We start from the raw sequence: 1,133 nt of genomic DNA, 5'->3' as shown, positions 1-1,133 counted from the left end.
GGGCAAGGTCGAGCCGGTCGGCCCGCCGGTCGTCGCCGGCTCCGCCGCCGCGCTGGTCGTCGCGAAGTCCGGCGTCTTCGCGCTGGACCTGCGCACCGGCGACGAGCTGTGGGAGCAGTCGGAGGTCAGCCCGGCGGGCCCCGCGGTGCCGCTCGGCGACGGCATGGTGATGGTGCCCGGCAAGGACCTGACGGTGCTCGACGCCGCCGACGGCTCGGTCGCCTGGACGTCGGAGAAGTTCCGCAAGGGCGGCAGGACGCCGTACGGCGCGCTCCTGGGCGTGGCCGGCGACACCGCGGCGTTCACCGTCAAGGAGGGCGGCGAGCTGACCGTCGTCGGCTACGACCTCGCCGAGCGGCGCGAGCTGTGGCGCTCGCCCGGCTCGGCCGCCGCGACCGCCGCGCTCTTCCTCGGCGGCTCCGTCGTCCTGGTGCCCGAGGCCGACGACGACGCCACGCACCGCGACAAGCCGGTCACGGTCTCCGCGCTCGACCTCGGCAGCGGCGAGGAGCGGTGGGCGCAGGAGTACGCCGGGATGGCGGGTGGCCACTGGGCCGCGGCCGGCGAGGACCTGCTGGTCGCCACCGCCGGCAAGGACATGCGCGGGTTCGACGTGACCGGTGACGGCGCCGAGCTGTGGAAGCTGACCGCGGAGCCGTGGGACGAGGACATGGAGAGCACGAACCCGCAGAACTTCGGCCCGCCCGCCGTGCAGGGCGAGACGGTCCACGCCCTCGACACGTTCCGCGCCGTGCACTCGGTGGCGCGCGACTCGGGCGAGGAGCAGTGGAAGCGCAACCCGCAGCTGGCCTACGTCGGGGTGCTCGTCCAGGCCCCGGCGCTGCACGTCACGCCCGACGGGAAGCTCCTGATCGCGGGCGACGACACGCAGGTGCTGGCGTACGACGCGGACGGCGGCGACCTGCTGTGGCGGTTCACCGACATGCGGCCGGGCAAGCCGAAGTACGCTCACCGGCGCCGGGTGGCGGTCGGCAAGGACACGGCCGTGGTCGCGAGCGGGAGCAGCGTCTACGCGCTGCCGCTGGACTGAGCGCGCGACGCCAAGGGGGATTGTTCGTATGCACACGTTGACCGGATCCGGCGGCCACAACGGCGGCGCGACCGGCACGGCC

Annotated in this window: 1 protein-coding gene; it reads left to right on the top strand. The window is 74.6% G+C overall.

Annotated features, from left to right (window positions below):
• Window positions 1-1,051, top strand: a 1,051-nt coding sequence (locus H5J30_RS34825) for an outer membrane protein assembly factor BamB family protein (RefSeq protein WP_181791800.1), incomplete at its 5' end; no start/stop codon positions are given.
• Window positions 1,052-1,133 lie beyond the last annotated feature (82 nt).

Origin of the sequence: Streptomyces phytophilus (assembly GCF_013870535.1) — a bacterium.
Lineage (GTDB): Bacteria > Actinomycetota > Actinomycetes > Streptomycetales > Streptomycetaceae > Streptomyces > Streptomyces phytophilus.
The sequence above is the reverse complement of the archived record's forward strand: the minus strand, read 5'-3'. Positions and strand labels throughout refer to the sequence as shown.